The sequence below is a fragment of the Limnothrix sp. FACHB-406 genome (assembly GCF_014698235.1).
Lineage (GTDB): Bacteria > Cyanobacteriota > Cyanobacteriia > CACIAM-69d > CACIAM-69d > CACIAM-69d.
In genome coordinates, this window is the sequence record NZ_JACJSP010000002.1 from 92525 (window position 1) to 118015 (window position 25491).

18 protein-coding genes are annotated in these 25491 nt (G+C 51.8%); 8 read left to right on the top strand and 10 right to left on the bottom strand.

What is annotated here, in order from left to right; all coding sequences use genetic code 11:
- Positions 1-84 precede the first annotated feature (84 nt).
- The 6 genes from H6G53_RS02295 to H6G53_RS02320 form a co-directional block, all read right to left on the bottom strand.
- Positions 85-1440, bottom strand: coding sequence for a murein hydrolase activator EnvC (locus tag H6G53_RS02295; protein ID WP_190530810.1), 1356 nt, complete (start codon positions 1438-1440; stop codon positions 85-87).
- Positions 1424-1594: a hypothetical protein gene (locus H6G53_RS02300; protein ID WP_190530811.1), complete on the bottom strand. Its 171-nt coding sequence runs from the start codon at positions 1592-1594 to the stop codon at positions 1424-1426. The genes H6G53_RS02295 and H6G53_RS02300 overlap by 17 nt, the downstream gene beginning before the upstream one ends.
- Before the next feature lie 766 nt (positions 1595-2360).
- Positions 2361-3500 carry a non-hydrolyzing UDP-N-acetylglucosamine 2-epimerase gene (gene wecB, locus H6G53_RS02305; RefSeq protein WP_190530950.1) on the bottom strand — a complete coding sequence of 380 codons (1140 nt, stop codon included), beginning with the start codon at positions 3498-3500 and terminating at the stop codon, positions 2361-2363.
- Between the two features lie 85 nt (positions 3501-3585).
- Positions 3586-4263 carry a DUF3226 domain-containing protein gene (locus tag H6G53_RS02310; RefSeq protein ID WP_190530812.1) on the bottom strand — a complete coding sequence of 226 codons (678 nt, stop codon included), beginning with the start codon at positions 4261-4263 and terminating at the stop codon, positions 3586-3588.
- A 2-nt stretch (positions 4264-4265) separates the two neighbouring features.
- A complete protein-coding gene (locus H6G53_RS02315; RefSeq protein ID WP_190530813.1) occupies positions 4266-5384 on the bottom strand; it encodes an ATP/GTP-binding protein in 1119 nt (372 codons plus the stop codon).
- Between the two features lie 165 nt (positions 5385-5549).
- Complete coding sequence (locus H6G53_RS02320) at positions 5550-6032, bottom strand: Dps family protein (protein ID WP_190530814.1); 483 nt, start codon at positions 6030-6032, stop codon at positions 5550-5552.
- Between the two features lie 217 nt (positions 6033-6249).
- Between H6G53_RS02320 and H6G53_RS02325 the strand changes: the two genes are divergently transcribed.
- From H6G53_RS02325 to H6G53_RS02365, 8 genes are all read left to right on the top strand, one after another.
- Positions 6250-7818, top strand: coding sequence for a SpoIID/LytB domain-containing protein (locus H6G53_RS02325; protein WP_190530815.1), 1569 nt, complete (start codon positions 6250-6252; stop codon positions 7816-7818).
- A 426-nt stretch (positions 7819-8244) separates the two neighbouring features.
- Complete coding sequence (locus tag H6G53_RS02330) at positions 8245-8841, top strand: CAP family protein (protein ID WP_242030678.1); 597 nt, start codon at positions 8245-8247, stop codon at positions 8839-8841.
- Positions 8842-9031: 190 nt separating this feature from the next.
- Entirely contained in the window at positions 9032-9415 is a 384-nt protein-coding gene (locus H6G53_RS02335) for a nuclear transport factor 2 family protein (protein WP_190530816.1), read from the top strand.
- Positions 9416-9591: 176 nt separating this feature from the next.
- Positions 9592-12960 carry a helicase-related protein gene (locus tag H6G53_RS02340; RefSeq protein WP_190530817.1) on the top strand — a complete coding sequence of 1123 codons (3369 nt, stop codon included), beginning with the start codon at positions 9592-9594 and terminating at the stop codon, positions 12958-12960.
- A 64-nt stretch (positions 12961-13024) separates the two neighbouring features.
- Positions 13025-13504 carry a DUF29 domain-containing protein gene (locus H6G53_RS02345; RefSeq protein WP_190530818.1) on the top strand — a complete coding sequence of 160 codons (480 nt, stop codon included), beginning with the start codon at positions 13025-13027 and terminating at the stop codon, positions 13502-13504.
- Between the two features lie 157 nt (positions 13505-13661).
- Positions 13662-17906, top strand: coding sequence for a DUF559 domain-containing protein (locus H6G53_RS18640; protein WP_242030679.1), 4245 nt, complete (start codon positions 13662-13664; stop codon positions 17904-17906).
- Between the two features lie 119 nt (positions 17907-18025).
- Positions 18026-18370, top strand: a complete 345-nt coding sequence (locus H6G53_RS02360) for a four helix bundle protein (protein WP_190526334.1) — start codon at positions 18026-18028, stop codon at positions 18368-18370.
- Between the two features lie 128 nt (positions 18371-18498).
- On the top strand, positions 18499-19020 hold the full coding sequence (locus H6G53_RS02365; RefSeq protein ID WP_190530820.1) for an ankyrin repeat domain-containing protein: 522 nt from the start codon (positions 18499-18501) through the stop codon (positions 19018-19020).
- A gap of 140 nt (positions 19021-19160) precedes the next feature.
- Here H6G53_RS02365 and H6G53_RS02370 read toward each other — a convergent pair whose 3' ends face one another.
- The 4 genes from H6G53_RS02370 to H6G53_RS02385 all read right to left on the bottom strand — a co-directional run bounded on the left by H6G53_RS02370 (position 19161) and on the right by H6G53_RS02385 (position 25368).
- Complete coding sequence (locus H6G53_RS02370) at positions 19161-19940, bottom strand: hypothetical protein (RefSeq protein WP_099533132.1); 780 nt, start codon at positions 19938-19940, stop codon at positions 19161-19163.
- A gap of 17 nt (positions 19941-19957) precedes the next feature.
- Positions 19958-21706, bottom strand: a complete 1749-nt coding sequence (locus H6G53_RS02375) for a glycosyltransferase family 39 protein (RefSeq protein WP_190530821.1) — start codon at positions 21704-21706, stop codon at positions 19958-19960.
- A 99-nt stretch (positions 21707-21805) separates the two neighbouring features.
- On the bottom strand, positions 21806-23578 hold the full coding sequence (locus H6G53_RS02380; protein WP_190530822.1) for a hypothetical protein: 1773 nt from the start codon (positions 23576-23578) through the stop codon (positions 21806-21808).
- Positions 23551-25368, bottom strand: coding sequence for a hypothetical protein (locus H6G53_RS02385; RefSeq protein ID WP_190530823.1), 1818 nt, complete (start codon positions 25366-25368; stop codon positions 23551-23553). Before H6G53_RS02385 ends, H6G53_RS02380 begins: the two co-directional genes overlap by 28 nt.
- Positions 25369-25491: the final 123 nt, after the last annotated feature.

Sequence of the window (25491 nt, forward strand, 5' to 3'; positions counted from 1 at the left end):
GATCGGGCTGCGGCCCCAGCTCTCGATCCGGGTTAATCAACGGCGTTAATCAACAGCGTTAATCAACAGCGTTAATCAACAGCTCTATCGCAGGTAGGGGACTGGATCCACCGGGTCGCCATTTTCCCGCACTTCAAAATGCAAGTGGGGCCCCGTGGACAGCCCCGTGGAACCAACGGCGGCGATCGCCTCGCCCTTCTGCACCGTTTGCCCAACCCGCACATATAGTTCGCTGTTGTGACCATAGAGGGTGGATAGGCCATCGCCCCGATCGATCACCACCGTGTTGCCATAGCCCCCAAACGAGCCGGCCACCACCACGGTTCCGCCATGGGCCGATCGCACCGTGGTTCCATGGGCTGCCCCAAAATCAATCCCATTGTGCTGTCGGCCGTAGCCCAAAATGGGATGCACCCGCCAGCCAAACCCACTGGTGATCAGTGCGTCCACGGGCGTGGCCAAAATGCCGCCCGGTAACTTCAAAATTTTGGGTTCACCGGCATTCAGACTCCCAAACTGGCCCGGCACTCGAAAGGCGGCCATGCGATTTAAACGGGCGATCGCCTCGGCCTGTTGCTGTTCGGTAATGCGCTGCTGAATCAAGCGCGTGAGGTTGGCCGAGTCCCGATCGAGCTGGGCCTGTTCCGTTTGCAAACGGGCTTGGTCGGCCCGCAAGGCGGCCGCCCGGGCCTGCTCCGCTTGGGTGCGGCGGCGCAATTCCAACTCCTCCAGGCTCAGATCTTGGCTGAGGCTGGCTAATTCCCGGCGGCGTTCTTGCCACTGACTGCGCTGCAAACTGAGCTGATCCGCCGCCCGATCGAGTTCCTTCAGTTGTCGGCGATCGGCTCCATAGACCGCTTGCAGCCGGTGTTGATGATCAAAAAACTGCTCGATCGACTTGCTTTGCAACAGCGCTGCCAATCCCCACTGAGGCGATTGTTGTTGCAAAAACCGCAGCCGCGCCACGATCGCCAACCGCTTGCGCTGGTAGTTCTGTTCCGCAAGGGCTAAATCGCGCTCCAAAATCGCCAACTGATCCACCGCCCCGTCCAAACGGCTTTGGGTGCGATCCGACTTCGCCTCGGTGCGATCGAGCGACTGCTCCAGGGTTTTCATCTGTTCCTGGGTCGCCTGTTGCTGTTGCTGGACGGTTTGCCGCTGTTCCTTGACGGTTTGCCGTTGCTGCTCCAATTGCTGTTGCTGTTGGCGCAACTCCGGCAACGACTGCGATCGGGCTAGGTCAATTGACCCCAACAGCCAACCCAATCCCAACAGGCATCCCAACAACCAACTCAACCCGATCGCCACCCACCGAGGGCGCGATCGAGTGAACCATTGGATTATCCATCCCATTAACCGTTGGGTGGGCGATCGAAATGGATTGCCCAACAACGGCGCTGCATGAGTTGATCGGGGGGCGCGCTCAGGGGCGATCGCCATAACGGAGCCATCCTCGCCAAACCGAATGGAAAATTCGATTCAACGCCTGTTGCTCATGCTCCGTCAAGTCACTGTCCACCAGCGCCTCATGGAGCCGCTCGCATTGATCCTCTGTAATGACCCCTGAAGTCATCGCATCTGCGTAAATTTCCATCAGGGTTGCATCCGATAAATTCACAGCATTAGCCATGGTCTTTATGACTTTTTTTAAGAAAATTAACCATCCCAAATGCCCCATACACAACGATGGCTCAACCCCAAACTCGACATCTGCACAACCCAAAACCCATGGATTTCATCATGAACAAACCCATGATCTGGACTAGGAGTCACAGTGCTGCATCTGAGGCTGATCCTCAAGGGGCGATCGGTGCGGGAGCGCGGGGATCAAATCATAACCATTCGCTCAAGGATCTGAGGAACAGCCTTTGAAACCAGGCTCCTGATGCAACCGAGGCAAACGGTCATTAACCGTACCACCCGCCCTGATTACTGCAAAATTCAGCGAAGTTCAGGACTGATCTCGGGGATCAAGGAACTGTGGGCTTTTGAGGATACTCTAAATATCGCGATTAAAATGACCGATCCCACAGCGCGATCGGGAAATCTTAATAACTATTGAAAAAGCAGTTTTGGAGGTCAAAAAAATTACCCAGCTTCATCACCAGAAAATTAGTGCTCAACCAAGGTTTACTGAGTCCCTTTCACTGGTTAAAAAAAATACGCAACTGACAACGCTAGGCTCAGGAGAACGTAAACAACTGTGTTAATTCATACCTGGTCTTCCGTAAGCAAAATGGGAGCAAACCATCGTGGCGGCCACTTGGCTTGCTCCCATCTGCCGTGATTTTCAGTGGTGCGCTCGCTCTGGGGTCGCTAACCGTCCCCGAGCGATGGAACTGCTCAGCGTCGTCCGCTACCTAACTCGATCGTTGCGCCAACCAGGCGGCCACCGCTTGGACAATTCGTGCCGCCGCCTGACCGTCCCCAAAGGGATTAGCCGCGTGGGCCATGGCCTCGTAGGCAGCCCGATCGCTCAGTAAAAGGCTCGCTTCTCGCACAATGTCCGCCGTGGCCGTGCCGATCAGTTTGGCCGTGCCCGCCGCGATCGCCTCGGGCCGTTCCGTCGTGTCGCGCAACACCAGCACCGGCTTGCCCAAACTCGGGGCTTCCTCTTGCAACCCGCCGGAGTCCGTGAGGATCAGGGTCGATCGCTGCATGGCCCCAATCAGCGCCGAATAGTCCAGCGGTTCGGTCAAAAACACGCGATCGCGGGGCCCCAGCTTGCCGATCAGCGGTTCGCGCACGGTCGGGTTGCGGTGCAGCGGTAACACCAACGACAAATCCGGGAAGCGATCGAGCAGCCCCAGGAACCCATCGGCAATCTCAGTCAACGGATCACCCCAATTTTCCCGGCGATGCACCGTCGCCAAAATTACCGGCCCCGCCGACCAATCGAGCGATCGCTCGGCCGTCGCGGTTCCAGCCAACGGGGCGATCGGGCAAGGCGGATTTTTCGCCGCCACCGCCAACAGCGCATCAATCACCGTGTTGCCCGTTTGGTGAATTTCGCCCATCACCCCCGACTTTTGCAAATTCGCCACCGCCAAATCCGTCGGCGCAAAGTGCAACTGCGTCACCTGGGAAATCAGCCGCCGATTCGCCTCCTCAGGAAACGGACTGTAGAGATTGTCCGTCCGCAAACCCGCCTCCACATGCCCCACGGGAATTTGCTGATAAAACGCCGCCAGGGCCGCCGCAAAGGCCGTCGTCGTGTCGCCCTGCACCAACACCAAGTGGGGCTGAATTTCCGCGAACAGCTCCCCCAACCCGGTCAAGCTGCGACAGGTAATATCCGTCAGGGTCTGGCCGGGCTGCATAATCGCCAAGTCGCGATCGCCCTGCAACTCAAACAGCCGCATCACCTGCTCGACCATTTCCTTGTGTTGGCCCGTCAGCAGAATTTGGGTCTCGAAGCGATCGTCCTGCAAAAACGCCCGCGCCACCGGAGCCATCTTGATCGCTTCCGGTCGAGTCCCGATCGTCACACAAATCCGCATCCGGTCAGCCACAGCGCCAATCCATCCTGTGAATCAATTGGTTGAATCAATTTTGGGGTGCAAGCCCGCCCTACAGATTACCGGCTCATAAGTCGTAGAGTGTCTTTAGCCAGTCCACAAAGGCATGAACTTGGGGATGATCAAAATTAAAAACAGCCCGCTCTCCAGTTTTGAGCCATGCACCGGGTTTATGATGCCAAGCCAACCATGTGTAGATGTGTGCTTTATCTAGGTGCTTATCGTCGAATGTTGCACCTAATGGTTTTGCCTGACTAACAGAGTTTTGTAGATGAGTCCATAAATCTTCGCGATCATTAGGAATGAGCTGAGATAGCAAAGTTTCCAGCATTCCAGGCGATCGGTTGTCTGGCATCATCCAGATACCAAATTTTTGATCATCGCTAACTGAGCAAATAAATCCATTTTCAGGAATTTGGTTAGGGAATGAAATAGAACGCAATTGCTCAACAGATTGGCAAGTTTGACAAATTTCTTGCCACTGATCTGAAGCACTACTATCAGCATCAATTACAATTCCCAAAGCAGGCACATTAGGATCAGCTAGCTGGTTAAATATTTTGTCTGGCGTTATATTTTTAATTCCTTGAAGATCTTGAATATCAATTTGTGGCTGTGATGATCCTGATCGTTTTCTAGTGATTTTCCAGTGCGGTAAGTAAATATTGAGAATTTCCTTGATAATTGTTTTATCGCTACTGCCTTCAACGAACAGAACTCGCGATCGATGACTCGTTGAACTCATCTTTATCGAACCTCAACCTTATCTTCAGCAGCGATGACAATTTTATCTGTGTCGTAGCTGGTGCTATGATCGCGCTTCGCATCAATTCGATGAATCATGATTTCATCATCGTAAATTTCTTCAGCTTCGATCAGTTCTCCCAGAGCTTCCCAGCAATCGCGGCTATGGGTTGTTGCAAAAACTTGGATATCTAGCTTTTTGGCACTTTTCCAGATAAATTTCCAGAGATCAACCATGACACTGTAGTGAAAGCCAGTGTCAATTTCATCAATTAATAGAACTTGCCCTTTTGCATTAACCATCGTTAACGCAATGCCAAGTAGTCGCCAAATTCCGTCTCCCATACTTCCCATAGGATTTCTGTTGTTTTCATCACGAAACTGAATTAGAAATCCTTGCCTAGAACTCAGATTAACTCTTTCAAATTTACCGTGATCAGGTGCGATTCTTCTGATTCTTGGCTCAATAATCTGAATTGCCTCTATAACCAGATCTTCTTCTGGTGTTAGAACAATTTCATCAAAAAGTTTTGCAACTTTTTCAGAATTCAAATCAGTTGATACTAAAAATTCAAGATCCTGATCATATGGAGAAGAATCTTGAGAATAGAGAGATCGATCAAAAGGAATTTTGAAGTCTGGAGATATATCAACTGAATATGACAGCGAACCGAAGTTTTGATCTTGTTTTTCTAGAAGAAGTTTTGGCCAAGTTTCTTTGCGAATGTCGGAAAGACTATGAAGTTTTAAGCCTCCCTTTTGACTTGTATCAATTTGAATAGAAATGCTTTCTTTCGTTCCTTCTTGGTGTAAACCCAAAATTCTTACAACTTCTCCATTATTCACATTTCGATTATTGAATAGATGAGTGATCTCTGCAATGTATTCTCTAGAATTTACATATTCTCCAGAGTTACCAAGAGGAGAAACTTCGCCACGATTGATGTGTAAGTTAACGATGGACTGGGCGGGATGCTCCTGGGTCATGAGCAAGTAAATGGCTTCTAGGATTGAGGTTTTGCCGCTGTTGTTTTTGCCGGTGAGCAGGTTGATGCGGCCCAGTTTCGGGATGGTGAAGTGGGAAAACTGGCGGAAGTTTTCGATTTCGAGACTTTGGAGCATGGTGGGGATCTCCGGAGGGACAGAGAAGGGGCGATCGCCCTGGTGGGCCAAGGTGGATTAGTTCAAAACTAACGCGAAAAACCCTGATCCAGTGCTGGCAGGATCGGGGTTCTCGCGTGATGGTCGAGCGCCCTCAGCGCGATCGGGAGGGGCGAAAGGCTGAACCTATTGCAACAAACTCCGCAACATCCAAGCGTTCTTTTCGTGAATTTGCAAGCGCTGGGTCAACAGATCGGCCGTGGGTTCATCGTTCGCCGCATCGGCCAGGGGGAACACCGCCCGTGCCGTGCGCACGACGGCCTCTTGGCCTTCCACCAACTGGGCAATCATCACCTCGGCGCTGGGAACGCCCTCAGCCTCGGGAATGGAGGTTAGCTTGGCATATTCGCTGTAGCTGCCGGGAGCCGGGAAGCCGAGCGATCGAATCCGTTCCGCAATCAAATCCACCGCGAGAGCCAGTTCGGTGTACTGCGCCTCGAACATCAGGTGCAGCGTGTTGAACATGGGGCCCGTGACATTCCAGTGGAAGTTGTGGGTTTTCAGATAAAGGGTGTAGGTGTCGGCCAGGACGCGGGAGAGGCCGGCGGCGATGTTGGCGCGATCGGCTTCGGGAATGCCGATATTAATGATGGGAGCAGAAACAGCCATGGTGAATTACCCAACTTGATGAAACGACTTTAAGACAGGGGCTGGGGAAACGGAGGGGCGCGATCGGGTTGTCTTTATCATAGTCATATTGATTTCGAGTTGCAATACGTCAAATTATCCTGACTGCAGGGGGTGGGTACAGCCTGCTGATCCCTTGACCTGTGGCAAATGGAGATCAGTAAAATCACTTAGTATGGGTTCGTTTTTGAGGGGAACAATGCGGCAAGTTTTTTGGGTGGGAGCGCTGCTGTGGGTGATGGCTCCGGAAGCGATCGCGGCGACCAATCCGGTGCTGCAAATTGGGATTGTGCAGCGGTTTGGGGAACAGCCGGGAACCTTGGAGTTGAAGGCGCAGCCGGGCGATCGCCTAACAGTAAAGGTGGATTCGCTCGATCGCACCCAAACCTTGACGGGCGATCGCTTGGTGTTGCAGCCGATCGCCCAACCCTTGCCGGAACCCGTTGTGGATGAGCGGGTGGTGCTGGGTACTTACCGCAGCTTTGAAACGGCGGAGGCGGCCGCGAACCAATGGCGATCGCGCGGGATTCAGGTGGAGTTGGCCCAACCGTCGGAGCGCTGGCAGGTGTGGGCCAAGCGGGAAATTTATCACCAGCCCCTGTTGCGGCGGTTGTTGCTGGATAGTGTTCGCGCCAACCCGCCCGCCACAACCGGTGGCCAGCCCAGTTTGTTTAGTCAGCGGCGCGATCGCAACCTGTTGGTGAGCGGGGTGATCGGGGGGCAATCCTTTGCCAGTGAGCGTTTAGAGATTTCGGCGGGCAAAGGGGCGATCGAGGTGGGGCGCGATCGATTTGCCGGTTCCCTGAAGCTCCAGCGCAACGCCTATGGCAGCTACACAATCGTTAATGCCGTACCCACGGAAACCTATCTGCGCGGCGTGGTTCCCTACGAAATTGGGGCCGGCGCACCGGAATCCGCCCTGCAAGCCCAGGCGATTTTGGCGCGCACCTATGCCCTGCGGAATTTGCGGCGGTTTGCGATCGATGGCTACCAACTCTGTGCTGATACCCATTGCCAGGTCTATCGCGGCCTGAAAGCGGCCACGGCCCGGGTCGATCGGGCGATCGCCGCCACCAATGGTCAGGTGCTCACCTATCAAAACGAGCTGATCGACGCGCTCTACTTTTCTACCTCCGGCGGCGTAACAGCCCACTTCACGGATGTGTGGGACGGGCCCGATCGCCCCTACCTGCGGCCCGTAGTCGATGCCCATCAACCGATTTGGGACTTGGCGGCGCGGCCCCTGTCCGATGAGCGCAACCTGCGGCAATTCCTAGCGATCGCCCAGGGCTGGAACGAGCTGGGCTGGCGCGACTTCCGCTGGCGACGCAGCAGCACCCTGCCGGAAATTGCCCAAGGCTTGCAGCGCTATTGTCGGGCCCAAAACAGTGATTGCGCCAACCTGAAAACCGTCCAAAGCCTGACCGTCACAGAGCGATCGCCCGGCGGCCGAGTACGCAAGCTGACCGTCGCAACCGATCGCGGCTCCCTGGTGCTCGAAAAAGACGCGGTTCGCAGCGCCTTCATGGCTCCGCGCAGCACGTTGTTTTACCTGGAGCCGATCGGGGGTGGCACGCAACCGTTGCGGGGCTATGCCTTTGTGGGTGGCGGCTGGGGTCACGGTGCGGGCCTGAGCCAAGCGGGATCGCAAAAGCTGGCTCAGCTCGGGTGGAATGCCAGCCGAATTTTGCAGTTCTATTACCCCGGCACGCAGTTACAACCCATGAGCGATCGGCTAATTCTCTGGCGCGATCCGCAACCGCAATAGCGATCGTTCCCATCCCAGCCAGGGGGTCTCAACCCCTTGTTAACCCTCGATTTTGGGTATGAAGGGATCGTTAAGCGATCACCCCAGACCAAATTTCTAGAGTTAAAAATAATGACAGCAGGCCGTTTGTAGGACGCACCTGCTCCTAACTGCGGTCACAAAATCGCCTCAATTAAGGTTAGTCAACCGAGTTGCTCAGAAGCAGATTGAAAAACTGAACTGAGCACCTCTGAGGTGATTCCTTTCCATCAGCCGATCAAGGCGATCGTTGAGCGTGATGTTCAGTATTTTGTGGCGAGGAACGATAGCTAGAATCGCTGTAAGAAACCAGAAAAAGCAGCGAAGAAGATAGGGGCTATTTGGCACGATTGGCTAGGGGCGATCGGCTCCATCATGCTCATGCTTGAAATCCTTAAGAGGTGATCTATGTTCAAGTCAGTGTTGGGTAAGTTTGGGGGGAGCCGATCGCCTTGGGTACTGGGTTCCGTTGTGCTGGCTGGGGCGATCGCGGCTAGTGGTCTGCCGGATCTCGCTGTTGCCAAGACTCGCGATATTGGCCGCGCGATTGCTTCTGGCCAAGCCAAGCAAGCCAAGGCCTTGGAGCAAGAAATTCTGGCAGCCCACAACAAATATCGAAAGGAAGTTGGCGTGCCCGACCTCACTTGGTCGCCCACATTGGCGGCCCATGCCCAAGCCTGGGCTAACCAGTTAGCCAGCACTGGCCAATTCGATCACTCAACCGATCCCCACGGGGAAGGCGAGAACCTCGCCAAGGGCACGGTGGGAGCCGATAGCGCTGCGAAATTGGTTGATCTTTGGGGTAGCGAAAAGCAATATTTTCAGCCCGGAATTTTCCCGGATGTCAGTACCACGGGCAACTGGGCCGATGTGGGGCACTATACCCAAGTGGTTTGGCGGAACACGACGCAAGTGGGCTGTGGTGTCGCGATCGGGGGCGGTAGTGCAGTTTTGGTTTGTCGCTATAGTCCGCCGGGTAATTATGAGGAAGAACCCGTTTATTAGTGGGAGTGAGGCTTAGTTGATACGGGCTTGAAATCCTGTATTTGGGAGTGCTTAGGTTGCGATCGGTTGATGGTGTGTTAGGGCGATCGACAACCATAATAGTCACGATCAACACCTTGGAAAATCGGTGGCGGCTGGTGAATGAAATGATGAGTCATAATGAAGCATCATCAAAACGTCATCAGCCGCCATGAATTCAGCGATCAAAACCGAAATTTGTGAGTGTGAAGCGCGACTGCGTGCCGCGATGAGCACGTCTAATCTGTCTGAATTGGACGCGCTCATTGCTGATGATTTGCTCTTTTCTGGCCCAACTGGGGAGCTAGCGACTAAGGCGATGGATTTGGAGTTACATCGCACAGGAGGCACTCAGTTTCATGAGTTGGTGTCTAAGGCGCTAGAAATCCGAGTTTTGAGCGAAAATGTTGCGCTTGCATCGGCGCATATTTTCTTGAGTGGATCGTATTTAGGAAATGCTTTTGCGGGAGATTTCCGCTATATGCGGGTGTGGCGCAGGGGCGAAACAGGCTGGCAAGTGGCTGGGGGCAGTGTGACTCCTTATAATTTCTCTTAGGTAGGGTTTAAGGAACGCCATGTCAGTTATGGTGGCTAAAGCGTATACCGGGCTTCGAAATGATGTCTACTAATCGGTTCAGCCAACCAACAGCGGACAGAATGAGCTTTGTAGTTTGATCATCTGTTGCGTAATTTCAATCCTAGCAATCTAATAGACTGCTTTGTATAAAATCGATGTCTAGTATTTATGACAATATCGAGCAACCGATCCTACCTGAGTTGCAGCATTATCTGAAGCAAGCCTACCGTGCTGATTTTTGTGTGGGTTATTTCAACTTGCGGGGATGGCAACAAATTGATTCTGATATTGAGCAATTTGAGGGAGGGGAAGGGAAAACTTGTCGATTGCTGGTGGGGATGTACCGTTTGCCGAAAGAAGAGCTACGGCGAGCATTAGCGATCGGAGTAGAGCCAGAGCGAATTGACCAAGGGCAGACAATTCGACTACAAACCTTTATGGCGCAAGAGTTTCGGCAGCAGTTGACCTACGGTGCGCCCAGTGCGGCTGATGAGGAGGGTTTACAGCGATTACGGCGACAGTTATTAACTGGAAAACTACAGGTCAAGCTATTTTTACGAAATGCTCTCCATGCCAAACTGTATTTAATTTATCGCCACGATCGCGCCACGCCCATTATCAGCTACGTGGGCAGTAGCAACCTGACTTTATCGGGGCTGAGATCTCAGGGTGAGCTAAATGTGGAAGTGGTTGATCGCGATGATACGAGTAAGTTGGAGCGGTGGTTTGTTGATCGTTGGGATGATCGCTTTTGTGTCGATATTACGAAGCAGTTAGCGGAAATTATCGACGAAAGTTGGGCGGGACGATCGCTCAAACCCTATTTTGTCTATCTAAAAATGGCCTATCACCTGTCCCAAGAGGCGCGGGATGGGTTGAGTCAATACCGCGCTCCGGCCAGTTTTGGACTGCTGCCATTTCAAGAAGCGGCAGTCCAAATTGCGGCACACCATGTCAGCAAACGAAATGGGGTGATTATTGGCGATGTGGTCGGGTTGGGCAAAACCTTAGTAGGAACCGCGATCGCCCATCTTTGTGAAGAAGATTATGGTACGAGTACGCTGATTATCTGCCCGAAGAATCTAGAAAGAATGTGGCAGGGTTATATTGATCGTTATGGCTTGAGGGGCAAGGTAGTTCCAATTAGCCGTGCGATTCAAGAACTGCCCAATATTCCGGCGCGGTTTCGGTTGGTTTTGATTGATGAAAGCCACAACCTGCGAAATAAGGATGGCAGGCGGTATCAAGCCATTAAAGACTATATCGAACAGAGTGGTAGTCGCTGTATTTTGCTGACAGCAACGCCCTATAACAAAACCTATCTAGACTTGTCAGCGCAGTTACAGTTATTCCTACGACCCGATGCGGATTTAGGAATTAAGCCGGAAGCCTATATTCGCAGTATTGGCGGTGAGATGCAGTTTCGCCGCAAACATAGTGCTAGTCCAGTACGATCGCTGTTGGCCTTTGAGCAGAGTCCAGAACCCGAAGATTGGCAACAGTTGATGAGTCGCTACATGGTGCGGCGGACGCGCAGTTTCATCAAAAATACCTATGCCAAACAGGATGGCGAACGATTCTATCTGGAATTTGCCGATGGGCGGCGATCGTATTTACCAATCCGTCGTCCTCGGACAGTGCGATTTACGATCGACCAACCGCAGCGTGATCCCTACGCAAGGTTGTATAGCGATCGCGTGGTGGATGTGATTAATGACCTAAGTTTGCCTCGGTATGGGCTGGGTATTTATCAAGACCCTAAACCCAAACAACGAGCCACGGACGAAGAACAAAAACTATTGGCGAATCTTTCCCATGCGGGTCAGCGATTAATGGGATTCTGTCGCACGAATTTGTTTAAGCGATTGGAGAGTAGTGGGGCTGCTTTTATTCAGTCGTTAGAGCGGCATATTTTGCGAAATTATGTGTATCTCCATGCAATTAATCACGATCTTCCCCTACCCATTGGTGCTCAGGATGCTGCACTACTGGATGAAGTGGGTGATGATGAAGATTTGCCCTTGAGTCAGGACTGGGAAACCGCTGAGGATCTGTCTGACACTTTGGATGAAGAAGATATTGATCCACAGCAGAACTTTACTCAACGAGCCGCAGAGATTTATCGTTTATATCGAGAGCAATATTCCCGTCGATTTAAGTGGATTCGTGCTGATCTGTTTCGTCCCCAGTTGCGGCAAAACCTGCAGCAAGATGCCACCGCTTTGATCGGAATTTTGCAACTGGCGGGGAATTGGAACCCAGCGTTGGATGGCAAGCTAAAGGCGCTGGTGGCGTTATTACAGCAACAACATCCGACTGAAAAAGTGCTGATTTTCACGCAGTTTGCGGATACGGCACGATATTTGGCAAGGGCGCTCGCAGATTTGGGCATTCAGCAAGTGGGCTTGGCAACGGGACAATCGGCTGACCCGACGGCTCTGGCTTGGCGATTTAGTCCGATTAGTAATCAAAAAGAGATTCCAGAAACTGAGCAATTGCGGGTATTGGTAGCAACAGATGTGTTGAGTGAGGGGCAAAACCTACAAGATTGCGCCATCATTCTGAATTACGATTTGCCTTGGGCAATTATTCGGCTGATTCAGAGGGCGGGGCGGGTCGATCGGATTGGGCAACAGGCGGAAGAAATTCTTTGCTATTCGTTTTTGCCTGCGGAGGGCGTGGAGCGGCTGATTAACCTGCGGGGACGGCTGCGCGATCGCCTCAATCAAAACCAAGAAGTTGTGGGCACGGATGAGGCGTTTTTTGAGGATGAAAAAGCGCAGGAGATGCTGCTCAATCTCTACAATGAGCGATCGGGCGTGTTGGATGAAGTTGATGAAGGGGAGGTGGATTTAACCTCGGAGGCGTTGCAGATTTGGCAAAGTGCGATCGAGGCAAACCCGGCGCTCAAGGGCATGATTGAAAAACTGCCCGACGTGGCCTATGCCACCCGTGAGCATGAACCAACGGAAGCCGACCCAGAGGGCGTTTTGCTTTACCTCCGCACCGATAGCGGTACTGATGCGCTGGCGTGGGTGGACAAAGACGGCAACAGCGTCACGCAGTCGCAAATGCGAATTTTACGGATGGCTCGGTGCAGCATTGATACGCCGTCTTTGCCTCGTCATCCTCAGCACCATGATTTAGTAACACGCGGATCGGAGCTGATTGCTGAGCAGACCAAGACTGTGGCGGGAACGCTGGGCAATAAGCGCAGCGCGGCATCTCGGACTTACGATCGCCTGATGGCCTATACCCAGCATGTCCGCGAAACAGCACCCATCCTGGCAACGGGGACAGAATGGGAAAGTCTGGAACGAGCGATCGAGGAAATTAACCAATATCCCTTGAAGCAAAATGCGATCGCGCGTCTGAATCGAGAACTCAAGGCGGGAATTAGTGATGAGCAGTTGGCAAAACTGGTGATATTCCTGCGAGAGCATGACGCGCTCTGTGTGATCAACCTAGATGAACGTCGAGACGGGGCACGGATTATCTGCTCGATGGGATTATTTAGGGGTTAGCTGAGAGTAAGACCGGTAAGCTGAAGAGCATCAAATTGTTGGATATTCTCAAGGAGATTCACCAATGTTTCCAACTCAAAATCTCAACCTTCTCTACGACCAAGATATTTTGCTGTGGGCAGAAGATACGGTTGCCAAACTGAGGGCGAGGGACTTCGATCACCTCGATCTTGAACATTTGATTGAAGAGGTAGAAGCATTGGGAATTTCGCAAAAAAAGGAGCTGATTAGCCGCCTGATTGTTTTATTAGAACATCTGTTGAAGCGGTTATATGTCAACTTGCCCCATGACTATAACGGATGGGAGCGAACAATTCGGACGCAGCGAGGAGAGCTAGAAGTTTTGCTGGATGCTGTTCCTAGCCTCAGTGGTCGATGGGAACTCAGCTTTGATAAGGCTTGGCAAATTGCCCTGAAAAATACGCGGAAGGAATATCCAAAAACTTCTTTCCCAGCAGAATGGCCCTACGATCGCTCGATCGAGCCAATGTTAAATCATGATATGTGGCTAGAAGCACCCGAAGAATCTGAAGAATCCGAATAAAACAAAGATGCCCTCTAATCTTTTCTGGGTTAGACTTGGTGGTTAAGGAAACCCCTTTAGATTACGCAGATTTACCCGAAAATTGTCCCTACAGCCCCGAGCAATTGTTTGATCCTGACTTTCCAGTTGATTTAAACCCGATCTGAGTTACAAGGCCATGCCGCTCCATCGCCAACGCGCTCAAAAGTATCTCCAAACGTTTGATTTTGAGTCTCTGTTCATTGAAGAACTGGGCTGGGATACGGTCGATCGCGTCATGCTTCCCTTTGAGGTGGATGGCGAATATTTTGAGGTGGTTTCCCTTGCCCAAAAGCGCGGCTTTACGGTCTTTAAGTGCATTACGCCAGAAATTCCGGCGCGTCCAATTCGGGTCAAGCTCGATCGACAATTAACGGACTATAGTAAATCCCACCTGTTGGTGTTTGGGGATGAGAGCAAAACGCAGCAGGAATGGTTGTGGCTGAAGCCAGAAATTAAGCAAGGCAAAAGTAAAAAGGGAAAAGGTAAAAGTGCAGAGACGGTGACATCGACAAGGGCAGTGCGATCGCATTCCTATAAGGTGAGCCAAAACCCGGAAACCTTGCTGCAAAAGCTAGAGGCGCTGATTGTCGATTTCAAGGAAGAAGGCAATCTGACCCATGTGGATGTTGCCCAAAAGGTGAAGCAGGGGTTTGATGTTGAGCGGGTGACGAAGCAATTCTTTCAGGATTTTGAGGGGTTGCACCAGACGTTTTGTTTAGCGATCGAGGGAATCGATTCGGAGGGCGATCGCCGTTGGTATGCGTCGGTTTTGCTGAATCGGTTAATGTTCATCTATTTCTTGCAGCGGCGCTACTTCCTAGATAATCAAGATGCGCTGTATTTGCAACATAAACTGCAACTTTGCCAGCGGGAAGGGAGAAATTTTTATGAGTTTCTCAAGGAGTTGTTTTTTGTTGGGTTTGCGGAGCCAGAATATCTACGTGATCCAGAGATTCAGAAACGGTTAGGCAAGATTTGTTATCTGAATGGGGGCTTGTTTTTACGCCATACCATTGAGCAGAAATATGCTCAAATTCAGATTGATGATCGTGCCTTTTCGCAGGTTTTCGATCTGTTTTCTCGCTATTCTTGGCATTTGGACGATCGCCCTGAAAAAGACCCGCTGGAAATTAACCCGGATGTGTTGGGCTATATTTTCGAGAAATACATTAACCAAAAAGAATTTGGGGCGTACTACACCCGGCCGGAAATCACCGAGTATCTTTGCGATCGCACGATCAACAAATTGGTGCTCGATCGCCTTGCCCCAACAGAAAGCCCTCATCCCCTAGCCCCTTCTCCCAAAACGGGAGAAGGGGGACAAGAATCGATTGCCGTCGGCGCTCCGGCTCCCCTCTCCCACCCTGGGAGAGGGGTTGGGGGAGAGGGCCTTTCATCGCTCCTTGAAACATTAGATGCTACCCAATGCGATCGCCTACTAAATGAAATTTTGCCAACTCTGACGCTGCTCGATCCGGCCTGTGGATCGGGGGCCTTTTTGGTGGCGGCGATGAAAACGTTGATTGGGATTTATCAACGGGTCGTTACAAGGGCTAAGTCGTTGTTAGAAGACCCTCATCCCCTGGCCCCTTCTCCCAAGGGGGGAGAAGGGGGACAAGAGGTTCGTGCCGTCGGCGCTCCGGCTCCCCTCTCCCGTCCTGGGAGAGGGGCTGGGGGTGAGGGTCTCATGGCGGAAACTAACCCTCATCCCCTAGCCCCTTCTCCCAAGGAGGGAGAAGGGGGACAAGAGGCGGAAATGTACTGGGAAATTTCCTCAGTATTGAGACAACGGATGAGGGAAGTTGCTCGCCAATTTCGTAAAGAACCTACAGCCAGTGAAGCCATCTTATGGCAGGCATTACGCGGACGTAAATTAGATGGACGTAAGTTTAAACGTCAGCAACCAATAGGCGCTTTTATTGTTGATTTTTTCTGTGCTCAAGAGCGCTTAGTGGTAGAAGTTGACGGTGGTGTGCATCAAAATCAGCAAGAAGCGGATCAACAGCGTCAACAGTTACTTGAGTCCTTGGGATTACGATTTGTTCGTGTTAACAGCAACTCTGTAGAACGAGATTTGCCCACAGTTCTATCACAGATTCGCGCTGAATTCTTACCCCCCTTTCCCTCCCTGGGAGAGGGGCTGGGGGTGAGGGCAAGCATTACTCAATGGTTGCAGGAAGCTGCCAAGCATCCATCCCTTGACTACTACATCAAAAAACGGATCATTACGGACAATCTCTATGGTGTGGACATCATGGAGGAGGCGACGGAAATTGCGAAGTTGCGGCTATTTTTGGCGTTGGTTTCTTCGGCAAAAACGGTTAATGATTTGGAACCGTTGCCGAATATTGATTTCAATATTATGGCGGGCAATTCGCTGATTGGTTTGATTCGAGTCGATGGGGAAGGGTTTGATCGCTTAAGTCAAAAGGAAAAAGGTAAAGGGCAAAGGGGCAGCGGGTTTGACTCGACGCAAATTAATTTGTTGGGGCCAACGGCGGTGCAGGGCAATTTGCTGCAAGGGTTGGCGGCTTCGGAATATCAGCGAATTTTGGAGGACAAAAATCGCACCATTGCGCTCTACAAAAAACACGCTTTCCAGCAGGCGGACTCGGAATTGCCCCAGGAAACTCGCCTGTTGCAGTTGCGTGACCACATCGACAAGCTCAACCGGGAATCTCAAGCAAAGCTGAATCAATTGTTGTTGGATGAGTTTAGCCAGCGGTTGGGGATTAAGTATGAGCAAGCGCAATTGGTGGGCAAACCCCAAAAGCGGCTATTGACCATTGCGGATATCGATGCGCTGGAGCCGTTTCACTGGGGCTACCATTTTGATCGGGTGTTTGCGCGGGGTGGGTTTGATGCGATTATTGCCAATCCGCCGTGGGAAGTTTTCAAACCCAATGCTAAGGAATTTTTCGCTAATCACAGTGACCTTGTAGCTAAAAAGAAAATGGATATCAAGGCATTTGAAAAGGAGCAGAAGAGGCTTTTACAAGATCCAGATATTGCCCAGGCTTGGAATGAGTATCAGAGCCAATTCCCCCACGTTAGTGCCTATTTTCGATCATCGGAAGATTACATCAACCAAATCTCGATCGTGAATGGGAAAAAAGCTGGAACTGATATAAACCTTTACAAACTATTTTTAGAACGCTGTCATCATTTATTACGGGATGGTGGTGAGTGTGGCATTGTCATTCCTAGTGGTATCTATACCGATTTGGGAACAAAGCAACTCCGAGAAATGCTTTTTTCGCAAACAGAAGTAACAGGACTATTTTGCTTCGAGAACCGCAAGGCAATTTTTGAGGGCGTGGATAGTCGCTTTAAGTTTGTAATCTTGAGCTTCGGGAAAGGTGGAAAAACACAAGCTTTTCCCGTGCGGTTCATGCGTCACGATGTCGCTGAATTAACCAATTTTCCTGCACCTAATGATATCCGTTTAGATATCTCTCTCATCCGAAAGTTATCGCCAGATTATTTGTCAATCACGGAGTTCAAAAATGAGATTGACATTCAAATTGCCAAGAAAATGATGCAATTTCCTCTTATATATGATTCTGAACTTGGTTGGAATTTAGAGCTTTATGGCGAAGAATTACACATGAATCGTGGAGCTAAATTCTTTCAAACTCAGAAAACTGAATATCCTTTGTATGAAGGTGGAATGATTTTACATTTCTCTCATTGCTATGATGAGCCTAGATATTGGATTGAAGAATCTGATTTGAGAAGTGATTTTCTTGAGAAACGTCGAAAAAGAACTGGATTAAATGAGATTCCAAAAGATCTTAAAAATGATTATGAAGCATATAGAATTGCGATAAGAAAAATTGCTAGAAATACTGACTCTAGAACATTAATATCGTGTTTAATCCCTAAAAATTGTCTAGCAGGGAACTCTTTGTCTGTTCATTTCCCATTTGAAAACAATTCCCATAATTACAATAGGTTAAGATTTACAAGTGAAGAATTACTTGTATTAGTTTCGTTCTTGAGTAGTTTTCCTGCAGATTATATACTTCGATCTCGAATGACGGCAAATCTTAATACTTTTTATCTTTATCAAATCCCAGTCCCACGACTCCAAAAAGGAGACACATGGTTTGATGTCATAGTAACCTGTGCCGCCAAACTCATCTGCACCACCCCCGAATTTGACGACTTAGCCAAAGAAGTTGGCTTAGGCTCCCACAAAAACGGCATCACAAACGAAATAGAACGGGGTAAACTTCGCGCCGAACTCGATGGCATCATTGCCCACCTGTATGACTTAACCGAAGCAGAATTTACCCATATTCTCAGCACCTTCCCGATCGTCCCCGAGCCAGTCAAAGAAGCCGCCCTTAATGCTTACCGGGAGTTAAGTAAAAAGTAAAAAGGCAAAAGTAAAAAGTGAAGAGGAGAGAAACGAGAGGGAAACTATGCTTGATGATGTTTAGTTATTAAGACAAAGCGTCTACTATTACTTTCACCTTTTACTTTTTACCTTTTGCTATGAAAGATATTCGGGAGAGGGCATTTGAGTTTGCGGTGCGGATTGTGAAAGTCTGTCAGTTTCTGGATGAAAAGCCAGGAGTAAGTAGGACACTGAGCAAGCAACTGCTTCGCTCTGGAACTTCTATTGGTGCTAATTTGGAAGAAGCGCAGGCAGGACAGAGTAAGGCGGATTTCATTAGCAAAAACTCGATCGCTCTCAAAGAAGCTCGCGAAACCCACTACTGGCTGAAATTACTCAGCGCCACAGACATTCTTCCTGAAAATCGCATCATGACTCTTCAATCTGAAGCAGCAGAAATTATGAAAATCATCGGAGCAATTATTACTTCAAGTAAAAAGTAAAAAGTAAAAGGGCAAAAGTAAGCGATGACACAAGAGCAAATTCATTTTGTGCTCTTTTCCCTTTCGCCTTTTCCCCTTTCGCCTTTTGCCTTTTGCCTTTTGCCCTTTTTAAAGCAGGTCGATCGCCCATGGGTCGTGGTCTTATTCGTCGAGCACACAGCTACATTCAACGCGGCAATCGGCGGCGGCTGCGATTGTTGTTGGGCAAACATCCCGAGCTTTACCAGTCCAACGAAGCCAGGTTGCTGGACTACGCCATTTGGCACAACCGATCGATGGTGACTTGGCTGCTCGATCGGGGCGCGCCCGTGGATGGCCCGCCCGGTAACTTTGGCTGTACTCCCCTGCTAAACGTCGTTGTTGAAGGGGACTTGCCGATGATCGATTTGCTGTTGCGACGGGGAGCCGACCCCAACGCCGTCACGGATGATTCAGAAACGCCCCTTGGGTTTGCCGTGGCTTGGCGACAGGCCGGCGCGATCGGCCGCTTGTTGGCCGCCGGAGCCGACCCCAACCGAATCGGTGACTATGGCCCCGACTTCACCCATCTCGATCAGGCATTGCTGATGGATTGGCCCGAGGGGGCGGAACGCTTGCGGGCGGCTGGAGCAAAGCGGTTTTCGGAGTTGGCGGCCAGCGTGGAATCCTAGTGGCGCGGCTGCCTTAACGTGATAGGCCAAGTCAACTGACTGTTGTCGCCACCAAACCGTTAGGCAGCAAGGGGCTTAAGCCCCTTGTTACGACGACTGCCTTTGCCGCTTTGACCCAATACATTAAGCCTGTCGCGCGACTAGGGCGAAGCGACCCACACGGCTTTGATGGCTGCGGTGGGGTGATAACGTTGTGTGCTGTAAAAACTGTCGCTTTGGCCTTGGGTGGTGGGATAGTTGCCATCGAAGTCATTGGGCTGACCTTGGGTGCGAAAAATCAGACCCACCGGCTGGCTGGCAAATTTGACATATTCCCGCGCTTCATCGTCCCAATTGAAACTGAGGGTGGCTTTGCCATAGACCGCTTCGGCTTGGGCGATCGAGCTGCCGGGGCCAATTCCTTCAGCGGTTTTGTAGGCGGCGTTCTCCGTCATCAGCATGGAAATCGGGTCGCGATCTCGTGGTGCTCCGCCTGCTGCTTCGTAAATGACATAAAACAGCGTTTGAGATCCCGACTTGGCCGCAATGCCGCCAAAGTCCACCAGCAGATTCGGCACATTTTCCCAGCGCACATTGGGCCCCATCAGCCGCTTGGCTTCGGCAAGGGTCATGCCCAGCCGCACCCGCCCCAGGCGACCATTGGCAATTTCGCGATTGGCATCCACCGCTGCCACCCGATCTACGGTGGGTGACTGGCCTGCTCCCGGAGCCGATGGGGTCTCGCTGTTTAAGGCCACAGGCTGGGTCGCTGGGGCTGCCGGAGCTTCGGTGGTGACTGCTGCGTCGCTGCGGTTCCCATTGCCACAGCCGATCAGCAAGCAGGCCAAGCACCCCCAGCCCACCACCCCAGAACGAGCCAGGAGGGACGCGAAGATCCGAGGGCGACGGGAAGCGCGGGGCAGGGCGGGGAAGGGCATCATGATTAAAAGTTGGCGGTTTATTCAGTCGATTTATTCGATCGATAAATTGTGATTTCAGGGTCGATTTTGTCGAAGTTGGAATAAATTTTCATGTCATCCAACAGTCGATAGGTCACCGTGGGGCGATCGAACCAATACCACTTGGGCTTGGTTTGGTATTGCAGCGCCAGTTCGTAGCCCAACTTTCCCGATTGTAACTGCTCAAAAAATTGGTGACCTGGAGAATTTTGCAAAAAGCGGCGTTGGTCATAGCCACTGCTGACAATAATCCATTGGGGTTTGAGGGCGCTCACCTGGCCCAAGTCCGGTTCTTCGAGCAATTTGGCCTGAAATCCTGTGGTACGGGGCAAATATTTCTCAATGCCCACTTCCAGAATTAATTGATTGGCGGGAATTTGTGATCGCATCCATTCTTCAACAAAATAGCGCGAATCATGGGTCATTAAACTGTTGACTGTCCAGCTATAACCCAGGCTATAACTCAAGGCGAGGGTGGTGATGAAAGCACCGGGAAAAAACCAAGGTTTCAGGCGATCGCTCAACTGGGCCATGGCAGAACCCGCGAAGAAGGCAAAGAGGGGCATTAAGGGCATTAAATAGCGCACATCGTTATACAAAATAGGCGCGATATAAAACAGGTAATAGGAAATACCGGGAACCCAAAGATAGAGCGGCAACCATTGCCGATCGGTGGGATGAAGAGAGGTGCGGTTTGGTTGGGAATGGCCTCGGAGCGATCGAACCAATCGCCAGCCATAGAGCGCTATTCCGACCCAAGCCAGCCACCAAAGGGGCCAGCCAAAGGAAAATTGCAAATGACCAAAACTTTGCCCCAGCATTTCCCACTGCCCTTGCAAACTTTCTTCGTAGCGAGGTCGAATGCTGGCTCCTCCGTACAGAATTAAGTTGAATCGATCGATAAACCCTTGGAAGTTAAAGAGGGCATTTTGCAGAATTAAAAATGCTCCAACCCCTGCACCAAGGCCATAGCCCACCCGTCGATCGCGCACCGCTTGCCAAAGGGTGAATTGAGGATTGCTCAGCCGTTGTTTTTGCCAATAGTGCCAAATCACAAAGAACGGCGTGAGGATGCAAAATCCATAGAACTGATCTTTGGTACAAACGGCGATCGCGGCTAAAACTGCGCCGATGATGTAGTCGCGAAAGCGGTGATGGTTCAGAATTTCCACATAGACAATTAAAAAGGCGATCGACCAAAACAAAACGGGAATATCTAAGTTGGCGATTTTGGCGTAGTAGACATAAAGGGGCGTGAGGGCCATGGATAAGGCCGCTAGCCAGCCCGTTTTGCGATCAAAAATCATTTCTCCCAACCGCACCATCAAGACCATGGTTCCCATGCCCATGATCACGCAAAGCAGCCGATTGAGATAGAACAAAAGGCTATAGGTTTTCAGGTCTTCAAAGGAAACCCAGCCCAGTTGTTTCAGAACCAACAGGGGCGAATAGAGCAGGGTCAGTAAGTAATAGTGAAAGGGTGGATATTTATAGTGCCAACCGTTAGCAAATTTTTGATCGATCGCCTCTAAAACCCGTTCTGGCGTTAGCTCATCGGCGGCCCAACCTTTCCAGTCTGGCAATCCCCAGTTAATGCCATAGAGGGCGATCGCGCCACTTAACAAAATCAAACCCAAGAGGGGGAAGGAGATTGTCCAGCGGGGAGCTTGGCGAGGACTTTGGAACCCGGTTTGAAATCCCTTTTGCAAACTGGTCAGAATTTTTTGGCTAATTGTTTGGTTAATCATCTTGATGGAAGTTGATCTGCAATGGAATAAAGGGCGTGAATCAAATTAATGAATGAAATCCATCAGTAAGCCGTGATCAGACAGGCTGAATGCATGGGATTAAAGGGACGATCTTAAGCAATTGCCATTCAGAACAACCAACGATTGATCGGTGAATTGCTGACAACGATCGAGCAGCGTTTGCATCACGGGCACTTCGCCCCGCCGTAATTGTTCGATCGCTTGGCGATGGGCGATCGCTAGGGGTTCTTGGGGGCTGGCGCGGAACCAACGAACCCAGCCCATTTTTTGGAGCTGATTGGGGTCAAAATCTGCCCGATCGAGCAACCAAAAATCCACTGAATAGCGGTTCAAAATCTCCCGTAGGCGATCGGGGTTCGGGGTATATTGCCCCACAATTAAATCCGTTGCCCGCTGCAATAGCTCCGTGGCATAACGACGATGGTAGCGCATGGTGAACCCGGGGCCGACCACAATGGAGCGTTGGGCAAAACTGGGCAAGTTATCCGTTTCACGGGTGGTGGAAGCAATCCGAATGGTAACCGGTTGGTTCTGAAAAAATTCATAGAGTTGGGGATGGTTGCCAATTTCGTATTGCGTGGCGGGAAAACCAGGAAAGGTGAAGGGATAAATCAGCAAAAAACCGGTGATGAGCAACACTAAGCCTTTGGCTTTTGAATTGCTCAATTTTGCATTGGGCGGGCGTGATTTTGCCCATTGCCAAGCCTTTTGCACTAGCCAGCTCAGGGCGATCGCACCCAAAATGGCTACAATAATGCGCAGGGAATGTTCTGAGTAGCGGTTGGGCAAATGCAACCGAAAGAGCAAGAGATGGGCAACGGTAAACCAAGCCCCGGAGACGATTAATAATTGCGGCACAAAGACCAAGCTCGATCGCGTGGCCTGGGCCAGGGGAAACCGATCGCGCTGCCACCACAAAATCGGAAAGAGTAAGGTCAAAATAATTTGCGGGAAGGCGAAGTCAATTTCCCACCAATCGATCGGAATCAGTCCCGTGCGTCGATGCTTGAACCAATAGGCCCAAGCCGGTTCCACCTGAAAAAATTGGGCCCAAAAGGTTTTGGCTTCAGCGGCAGTTAGCACTGGGCCATATTGACTTGATTTGCCGAGGAAGGGCAATAGAACTAAGCCTGAAAATATCAACAAACTGAGTTCTAATCGGCGCTGATTCCATAGGGTTTTCAGTAGTGATCGCACCTGGAACGGTGATCGCTGAGCAATTAGCCAAGTTTGCCAAATTAAATCTAGACCAATCAGGGAAGATCCCAATAAAACGCCATGGGGATAGAAGCCGGCCAAAAGCCCAATAGCGCTGAAGAGTTGCCAGGGCGATCGCCCTAACCAACCCTTTAGAAACAGAAATAAAAGGGGATAAATAAAGGCAACGGGCACACCGGAAACGAGATCGTCAGCAATCCATAAATTTTGATTTAAAAATACGCAGGCGCTGAAGGCCGCCAAGGGCACGGGCAACAGTTGCCAAACCACTTGAAAACACAGAAATGTGGTCAGGGTTCCTAGGCCGATCGGCAGCAATTTATTGAAAACCATCGGATCTAAGCCGAGGATGCTGCCCAACCGATAGAGGCCTTGATATCCCCAGGGAGCCACGGATTGGAAATAGTCCGCCATCAGGTCATTGGGGAAGCGATCGGGATGGAGCCACCGTTGCATCCAAAACACATGTTGGCGAGCATCGTCTTGCACCACGTAGGGGCCGCTGAAGGCCTGAAAGAGGGCGGGCAGGGCACAACCGATCGCCACGGCCAAACTGAGCGCCAAGGCCCAGCGGCCCGCGCGATCGCCCCTAGGGCTGGTTGGGTCTAGGGCGCGGAGCCAGCCATTAAGCATTTCGCCTCCAACAGTGCCAAATCGCCCGCTTGCCACTGGGCGCAACGGTCGATCGCGCTAGGTAAAACCGGTTGTTCGCCCCGATCGAGCTGGGCTAATGGGGCTGCACCAATGTTGAATTGGCGAAACCGACGACTATCCAAAAAGTCTCGCTGAAAGCTCGATCGCTCCACTAACCAAAAATCCACGCCCGTTTCCGCCAAAAACCGGCGAATGGGGGCCCAACTGGGGGCAAATTGGGCGCTCACGAGTCGATCGAGCCGCCGCACCAGTTCTTGATAAAACCCCAGATGATAGGGCAGCAGATAGCCTTGGCCACCCACGTAGATTGATCGCCCCGCAAAGGCGGGCAAATTATCCCCCTCGCGGGCCAAGGAAGCGACCAAGGTATCACGCGGTTGTTGTTGCAAAAAAGCGTAAAGCCCCGGAGCATTGCCTGGCACGTAGTTGGTGACCGGAAAGGCGTAATTTTGAGCCGTCAGAGCCACTGGATAGGCCACAAACCACAGCACCAACAGGCCCGCCCCCAGCCCGGCCCCGATCGCCCGGGATCCACCCCGCCGCAGCCATTGCACCGCCCGCTCCAGCACCGCCGCGATCGCCAAACCCGCCACCAGCGCCGCCACCAGCCGCACCGAATGCTCCCCATACCGATTGGGCAGGTGCAATTTAAAGAGCAACCCATGGGCCGCCCCAAACCCGATCGCGGAGGACAGCAACAGATCGCCCAACAGGGGCAAGGCTTCTTGGGCCGATCGCACCAGGGGGAAGCGATCACGCTGCCACCACAGCAGGGGCCACAACAGGCCAAACCAAACGCCCAAAGGCAACACCAGCACCGAATGGAAGGCCATGATCCGACACCATTCGGTGGGCAAAAAGCCACTGCGTTGGCCACAGGCCCAATAGTTCCAAGGATCCCGCGTGAAAAAGGCAGACCAACCCTTATCAGCCAAGGTGGGCATCGATCGCGCCACGTCCACGGACAGCACCGGCCCAAAGGGAGAATCGCGCAGCAGGTAGGGAACCATGGTCACCACCAGCGCCCCCAAACCCGCCAAGGCCACCCGCACCTCCGGGCGTTCCCAGGCCGCCCGCCAGCGCCAAGCAACCGATCGCCCCGATCGCAGCAATTGCAGTCCTAACGCGCCGCCCAGCACCAGGGCCACTTGCGGATAAAACAAAGCCAGCAGTCCGATCGCCCCTACCGTCACCCCCAACCACCGACGGGCGATCGCCCACAACCCCCACAGCAACAGGGGCCCCGCAAAGGCCGCTGGTGTGCCGGAAACCAAATCATCCCGCAGCCACAGGGCCTGCACCGCCAGCAGCCCACTCAACCCCGCCGCCAATGGAATCGGCCAGAGGGTCACCGCCAAGCCATAGGCTCCCACCGCCGCCAGCAGACTTAACCCCAAGGGCACAAATTTGTTAAACAGCAAAGGATCTAGCCCCAGCTTGGCCACCAAGCCATAGAGCCATTGGTAACCCGCCGGGGCCACGGACTGGAAATAGTCGGCAATCAGATCTTGGGGAAAGGCTTCTGGATCCCAAAAGCGTCGCATCCAAAACACATGCTGTCGGGCATCATCTTGGATCACATAGGGGCCCGCCAGGGCCTGTTGCAGGGCCAACCCGCCATAGGCCAGGGCCACGGCTCCGCAGAGGCCGCCCCAAAACCAGAGCCGTCGATCGCGCCCATGGGCGATCGGCTGAAAAAGAACGCTCCAAACTTGTGCCCAAAATGCCTGAATGGCCTGAGGGGGGTGATGGCCCGGTTCCTGTTGCACGCGCTGTCCTGCCCTGAAAAACCGTTGCCAAACCGCCGGGGAACCGCTAGCTAGGGGACATTTCCCGATCGGCGGCCCGCAGTTTGCAACAAAGGCACTTTAGCGCAGGACGATCGCCCCGAC

Bases quoted from the DNA above. Each gene is read 5' to 3' on its own strand.
- H6G53_RS02295 (WP_190530810.1), bottom strand. From the start codon at position 1,440: ATGGCGATCGCCCCTGAGCGCGCCCCCCGATCAACTCATGCAGCGCCG.
- H6G53_RS02300 (WP_190530811.1), bottom strand. From the start codon at position 1,594: ATGGAAATTTACGCAGATGCGATGACTTCAGGGGTCATTACAGAGGAT.
- wecB (WP_190530950.1), bottom strand. From the start codon at position 3,500: ATGCGGATTTGTGTGACGATCGGGACTCGACCGGAAGCGATCAAGATG.
- H6G53_RS02310 (WP_190530812.1), bottom strand. From the start codon at position 4,263: ATGAGTTCAACGAGTCATCGATCGCGAGTTCTGTTCGTTGAAGGCAGT.
- H6G53_RS02315 (WP_190530813.1), bottom strand. From the start codon at position 5,384: ATGCTCCAAAGTCTCGAAATCGAAAACTTCCGCCAGTTTTCCCACTTC.
- H6G53_RS02320 (WP_190530814.1), bottom strand. From the start codon at position 6,032: ATGGCTGTTTCTGCTCCCATCATTAATATCGGCATTCCCGAAGCCGAT.
- H6G53_RS02325 (WP_190530815.1), top strand. From the start codon at position 6,250: ATGCGGCAAGTTTTTTGGGTGGGAGCGCTGCTGTGGGTGATGGCTCCG.
- H6G53_RS02330 (WP_242030678.1), top strand. From the start codon at position 8,245: ATGTTCAAGTCAGTGTTGGGTAAGTTTGGGGGGAGCCGATCGCCTTGG.
- H6G53_RS02335 (WP_190530816.1), top strand. From the start codon at position 9,032: ATGAATTCAGCGATCAAAACCGAAATTTGTGAGTGTGAAGCGCGACTG.
- H6G53_RS02340 (WP_190530817.1), top strand. From the start codon at position 9,592: ATGTCTAGTATTTATGACAATATCGAGCAACCGATCCTACCTGAGTTG.
- H6G53_RS02345 (WP_190530818.1), top strand. From the start codon at position 13,025: ATGTTTCCAACTCAAAATCTCAACCTTCTCTACGACCAAGATATTTTG.
- H6G53_RS18640 (WP_242030679.1), top strand. From the start codon at position 13,662: ATGCCGCTCCATCGCCAACGCGCTCAAAAGTATCTCCAAACGTTTGAT.
- H6G53_RS02360 (WP_190526334.1), top strand. From the start codon at position 18,026: ATGAAAGATATTCGGGAGAGGGCATTTGAGTTTGCGGTGCGGATTGTG.
- H6G53_RS02365 (WP_190530820.1), top strand. From the start codon at position 18,499: ATGGGTCGTGGTCTTATTCGTCGAGCACACAGCTACATTCAACGCGGC.
- H6G53_RS02370 (WP_099533132.1), bottom strand. From the start codon at position 19,940: ATGATGCCCTTCCCCGCCCTGCCCCGCGCTTCCCGTCGCCCTCGGATC.
- H6G53_RS02375 (WP_190530821.1), bottom strand. From the start codon at position 21,706: ATGATTAACCAAACAATTAGCCAAAAAATTCTGACCAGTTTGCAAAAG.
- H6G53_RS02380 (WP_190530822.1), bottom strand. From the start codon at position 23,578: ATGCTTAATGGCTGGCTCCGCGCCCTAGACCCAACCAGCCCTAGGGGC.